Annotated in this window: 4 protein-coding genes; all 4 read right to left on the minus strand. The window is 42.4% G+C overall.

Going from position 1 to position 6,227, the window contains the following annotated elements:
* Positions 1 to 101 precede the first annotated feature (101 nt).
* Positions 102 to 1,001 carry a carbohydrate ABC transporter permease gene (locus AC1DWN_RS25115; protein ID WP_477561626.1) on the minus strand — a complete coding sequence of 300 codons (900 nt, stop codon included), beginning with the start codon at positions 999 to 1,001 and terminating at the stop codon, positions 102 to 104.
* Between the two features lies 1 nt (position 1,002).
* Positions 1,003 to 3,537 carry a DUF5696 domain-containing protein gene (locus tag AC1DWN_RS25120; RefSeq protein WP_477561627.1) on the minus strand — a complete coding sequence of 845 codons (2,535 nt, stop codon included), beginning with the start codon at positions 3,535 to 3,537 and terminating at the stop codon, positions 1,003 to 1,005.
* 16 nt (positions 3,538 to 3,553) lie between these two features.
* On the minus strand, positions 3,554 to 5,617 hold the full coding sequence (locus AC1DWN_RS25125; RefSeq protein WP_477561628.1) for a YIP1 family protein: 2,064 nt from the start codon (positions 5,615 to 5,617) through the stop codon (positions 3,554 to 3,556).
* Between the two features lie 16 nt (positions 5,618 to 5,633).
* Positions 5,634 to 6,227: carbohydrate ABC transporter permease (locus tag AC1DWN_RS25130; protein WP_477561629.1), on the minus strand; the 594-nt coding region annotated here is incomplete at its 5' end.

Below are 6,227 nucleotides of genomic sequence, written 5' to 3' on the forward strand. Positions count from 1 at the left end.
ATCCATATCCATCGCTTGCCGAATTCTAACGGATTACTATTTTTAATCGACTTCTGAATCGATTGCAATCTCGTTTGCATAGCCCACACCTCCCTATCGAACTAATCGTAGTAAAATACTTTCTTAGAGATGATCCAGCCAATGATTAACAATAGCAAGGAGATGATTAAGAAATAGATCCATGACATAGCCGCGCTTTGACCGAATTCGAATTGTGCAAATGCAGTCTTCGAGATCAACCCGCTCATTTTGTTATTATTGAATGAATCGATAACCGAATAAACGGTGTTTGTCAATATTAGCGGGGACATCATAGGAAAAGTAATTTTCCAAAAAATTTCGTAACCCGTTGCGCCTTCCATCTTCGCAGATTCATACAAAGAAGGAGAGATGGATTGAAGCGACGCTAGGAAGATTAGAATTTGTACACCGGATGAGCTAATAATTTCATAGATCCGATCCACCGCACTCGTTAAATAAAAGACCAAGCCTTTGCCCATACCCGATTCAAGCAGCATCTTCTCCAGCTCAAAGCTTTGGAGGAAACTGCCGCCTTCCTCGGCTGCTCCACTCGCAGATTGCATGACGTTAGCTATGAAATTGTTCGATTCTATCCCCGCTATTGCAGAAGACGCAATAATTACGGGAAGAAAGAAGATCGCGCGAGCTAGCGTACGTCCTTTAAACTTCTGATTGAGTAGAACGGCAGCGAACAAACTGAAAATAATAATGATCGGCACATTGACGAGCATCTTGCTTACTGCCGCCACTATTTCCCTGTTGAACGTCGGGTGAGTAAATAGTAAAGCCTTAAAGTTTGCAAGACCTTCATATTCAGTTACAAAGCCGCCTGTTGCAAGTTTTAATGTGCTGATACTGTACCGAAAGGACTGGATCAACGGGATTAGAAACAAAAAGGCAAACCCAATCATCCACGGTGTCGAAAATAACACACCGTACCATGCTTTTTTTTGTTCCAACGACAACCTTTTCTTAAACAATTTAGCCACCCCCTGCCCAGTAACCTTCAGCATCAATTTGAATTCCGTCAATTGCGGCCGCTTGATTTCCGTAGTTTACTATAATCTTAAATCCATTCTCGTAAGTTGTTTGATATACTTCTTCCGCGAGCTTCTCATGAGATAGAATGGTTTGCCCTCTTACGCTTTGCAATACACCATTCGCTTCTTCATATAACGCTGAAGCTTCGTTCAACCAATCCTTATAGTAGCCAGAGAATAGGTAATCATACTTTGTATCTTTCACAACAGAAGGCTCTGCATAAAACCAATCATAGTACACAGATGAGCCTGTCTCTAAAGCCTTTAGCAGCTTCTGACGTCCGGACTCCATATTCATATTCCAGGGTTGTCCTGCTGTATCGATATAGCCATTCAACACCATGGAATAAAACGGAACATCCTGATCAATAATCAAATACCGACTGCTTTGGAGAGGAGCTTCAACGACGATATCGGCATAAGATGCCGCATACATGTTTCCACCTGAGACCATGATTTGATCCACACTCGATCCTAACTTCTCCGTCTGCTGCTCAGCTAAGTTTCTCGACTGTTGCCGATCGACCATCCCTTCGATTGTAAAGTCGGAACTCAGGTCAGCAGCAAGGTCTCGTAACGACAATCCTGTTACACCGAGATCCTTGTACTTCTTAGAGAAAGCATTAACAGTAGACTCAAGAGCCAAAGGTGAGAGAACATAGTTCAAGAAGCGACTTTTGTCCTCCGAATAATAAACGGGATGATATTCAAAAACTTTGGCTTTCTTTTTGTTCAAAAACATTGCTGCATCTGATGAGCCTTTATACTTTTTCAAGAAAGCAACATCAGGGTATAACGTAATGCCGTTTTCATCCGAAAATTTCTTTAGCTTCTCAAACTCGCGAGCCCCACCGAGCTTCGAATCCAATTCAATATCTTTCGGAGACTCGTGCCGTATACCTCCGTTAAACCATCCTGAGTAGCGAAGATGAATATTCGAGACTCCCTCTTGCAACAATTGCTCAGAGATTTCAGTCGCTTCCTTGTATTTCGTTAAAGTCTCAACACTTTCGTATGGAACGCCCAGAAACGATTGCTTCCGAGGAAATGCTCCTTCAACCTGCAATACAAATGGAAGTTTCGTGTCTGCAGAAATCTTCTCCCAACCGTATTGGTCCGCAAGTCTTTCCCTGTAAAGCTTCGCCATACCTGAATAAGAAGCTGACTCACCATTCAGAAAGCTATAGCTGATCTTAAGATCTCCCTCATAAATGCGGGATTGAAATACAGAGATTGCGCTTGTATCTTTTCCGGAAGACAGTGAAATTTGGTCAGCAACCATCAGATTGAATTGCGGCGACACATAATTATAGGTATGATTTCGGCCACTTACATCTGCTGTTATGCTTGCAAATGCATCTGCTTCTTCAATTACTCCCATCAGAGCATGACCTTCTTTGACCATTCCGAAGACAGGCATACGGATCGGCATATTCGATTGCAGCTTCTCTTTTTGAATGATCGCAGAATCTTCACCATAAACAGATGCTTTATAAGGATCTGCCGCCGTTTTCCCGTTATTGAGCTGAATAAGTGCACCAGAACCGTCCGGTACAAACATATAACCTTGATCCTTCACGCCTGCGGCACCGAAGTATTCCAATACATTAAGTGAAAGAATTGGAAATTTTGCGGGATACTCTAGCTCATTCGTTGGAACAGATACGACAAGACGATCCTCTTCCAAAGAGTAGACAACCGAAACCTTGAATTGAATCGATTTCGCTGTCGAAATGTTTTCAAATCCGTTTTCCTTATTATCTTGAGCAGCATCTTCACTGGTATACCCAATTGACTCTAATATACCTGCTACTTCCTCTACTACGAAAGGTTGCATCACTCTAGGTGTGTAGACTTTTTTCTCTTTATTAAAAGCAAATTTATAAGCGATACTCTTTTTAGTCTTCTCATCTTCAATTTTCTGAATGATTTCCTCATTAAAGCGTTTCTCGCTAATTGCGAGCGGAATGAAATCGAGACCTTTGACTACTGTACCAAGCGTATAGGTAACCTTTACACCTTTGTCGACTTTTCCGATTTCAAATTGCCCTTTACTCACACTGTCGTCAAAACTATTAAACGTGCTGACTTGTCCCTTTTCGTTAAAATAGGAAAGCTTCAGCTGTGACGCCAACAAAGATTGATAAAGCGGAGTAATCTTCTCATTGGACTTCAAATCTTGAGGATTCGAGTACCACATTTCATTTGATGCCCTATCTAGAACGGCAATCTCGGTCGTTCCCGGATGAATGTAGAGAGAGAGAGCTTTATTTTGCGCCGCTTCGATCATACCGTTTTCAATTGCTGTGCCTGTTAAGGAGACTAATTTTGTTGCTGCGTCATCTTGAGAATCCGCTGAATCGGCAAGCGTTTCTTGTTGATTGGAATCGGCGTTTTTCCGAATCACATATCCCCAGCTTACAACCCCGAGCACTAGGATACAGGCGGCTAATAGCATAATTCCGGTTTTTTTCACGCTATTCCCCCCTCTTTCATATGCGGAATATGATTTCATTGTATATGGATGTTATGAAGGAAAGCATTTGCTGCACTACACTGAAGAGCAATAAAGATAAGAATAAAATGATACCGATCATTACAAGCGTAAGAAGCATCGTAACTATCGTTTTACCTGGCGTATATTGATGCACCGTCATAGTGCCTACAAACAATAGCCATATTGTCCATAACATAGCAACTGTATTTAGTAAGTAATAGAAAGTGCTTTCTTCCACAGTCACGACATGGCTGAGTGCAATCTGCGGTAAATAAATGATAATTAAAGGAAGAAGTGCATACCCGGTTGCCATGATGATATCTTTGAAGGAACCTTCACCTTCCATAAGTGTCGTTAACGACCAGTTGGCCACGCACCATAGAATAAATGGAAGCACCACAAATTTCAATTCATCAAAACTATTAAATTCAGCGAGATTATTGTAGTTCACTATAAACCCACTGAACTGTCGTTTTATAATGATCGTAACAAAAAGTCCAATCAGTATGCCAAAGGCAATTCTGACCCTGCCCTTTTGCTCATATTTCATTTCCCAGAATCCGTCAAAAGGATGGACAGCTGTGTAGAACGGGTTTTTCCATATTCCTCTATCCGTATAATTGGCCGTAGTTGCGGCTTTGAACCTTCTTCTAACAAGCATTAGAGCAGCAGCGACCAATGCAATGACTGCTACAAGATAACCGAAATTTCTTTCCAACCACAATTCACGGTTACGTTTGAATGCCTCTGAATAATAATTCCGATCGTTTCCGAGTTCAAACTGGGCCATCGCTTCTACGTAACGGTCCTGCTTTAACAACGCTTTCCCTATACCAATATAGGCGATCTCATTATTTCGATTTAGTTGAAGCGTTTTACTCCATGCTTCAGCAGCTTGCTCCATCTTTCCATCGTAATGGGAAAGAACAGCTTCACGAACGGATTTACCGTAAGTAGTCGGTTCAAATACGGTAATCGTTCCAAGTATTCGATCCGAAACATAGATGTTGTCCTCAAACGAGTCAATCGCTGATGGAGCTTTAAACCTCCCAAGCTGACTGCCGATTCCACCAAACTGGTACAATAATTGACCATCTTTATCATAGGTGAAAATCCGGCCTCGCTTAGAATCGAGAGCGTTATAAATTCCCGCCCGTTCGGATACTACATCGATAAATGTTGAGCCACCTGTAACACTTCCGGTTTGCGTAGTTAGAATATCACCCTTAGGCGGATGAAATCCCTCTCGTCGCAAAATATCGACCCCGGATGGATTCAATCGTTTTACCGGCTCGTTCGAACCGACTTCAGATGTAGTGGTGTACATAAACCCATCTTCATCAATATCGACGTTGTTAAACTCGAGCGGCACGAACAAAACCATTTGTTCCCGCTGCTCTTCCGTTGAAATCTTTTTCCAGAGGAGATCAATCGGGTTAAACTTCACTCGGTTTGTACCGATAAACCCTGTGAACTTACCATCCCCATCAAACTCCATTAGTCCTTCATACGATCCCTTGCTGACTACATACAATCGCTTAGCTTTATCTAACACAAGCTTAGTAGGTGCGAATTGAAAGTTGCTGCGAATGAGTGATGACTTCGGCTCTTCAACAATATGAACAAGATTTCCATCCTCATCTAATTCGACGATTCGTCGATTTAATGTATCCGATACAAATATATGTCCATTCTCCGAGTCTACAAACACTCCTTGCGGCTCTTTAAAATGGTCTTCAACACCTTTATTCTGGAACCCATCGATTACTTTGGCTTGCTTAGTATCCTGATCCACGATAATGATTCTGTGATTACCAGTATCAGCAATGTACAAAGCTCCGTCCTTATCGATGAAAATATCACTAGGTGAACGAAACGCACCTACTTTTAACTGCACGCCGTCGATTGTTCTTGACGATAAATACGGCACTGGTGCAGGGCGAGCCTCAAAATCATAGGAATAGGTGTATCCTGTATCTGTAGAAGCGAATGATGCTGTTGGAAAAGCTGAACATAGCAGCAGGGCAATGAGGACCCCAAGAATACCTTTTATTCTCAAAACGTTGCCCTCCCTCTTAATCCTTCATGCCCGAGGTCGACATGGTTTGCATGACATTGCTTTGAGTCAAAATGAATACACAGATAGGAACCATCATCATTAGAAAGGTCACTGCTGCGAATACTCCCGTTCTGGCGATACCGCCTTGAACGATTTGACTGAATGCATAATCCATCGTCTTCAACTGCTCACTGTAGATAAACGTTTGTGCTCCAGCACCTGCTGCCCACAAACGTTGAAATGAAAACAAAACGAGCGTAAGCCAAGCCGGCTTGACCATCGGCATAACGATCGTCCAGAAAATCCGATACTCGGATGCTCCATCAATTTTCGCTGCTTCCATTAAGGAATCTGGAATTTGATCCATAAATTGCTTCATTAAGTACAAGCCCAGCGAAGACCCGAATGCAGGCAATATTAACGCGCCATAGCTATCGATTAACCCCGTCCATGACATCGTCATGTAGTTCGGAATTGCCGTAACATGAGACGAGAACATCAGTGACAGAACGACTATGCTGAACAATAAACCTTTTCCCGGGAAATTATGTTTCGCGAGYGGATAAGCTGCTGCCGACGCCAAAATGACGTGGCCAACTGTTCCTAATAC

The sequence above is a fragment of the Paenibacillus sp. P4_A7 genome (assembly GCF_056402455.1).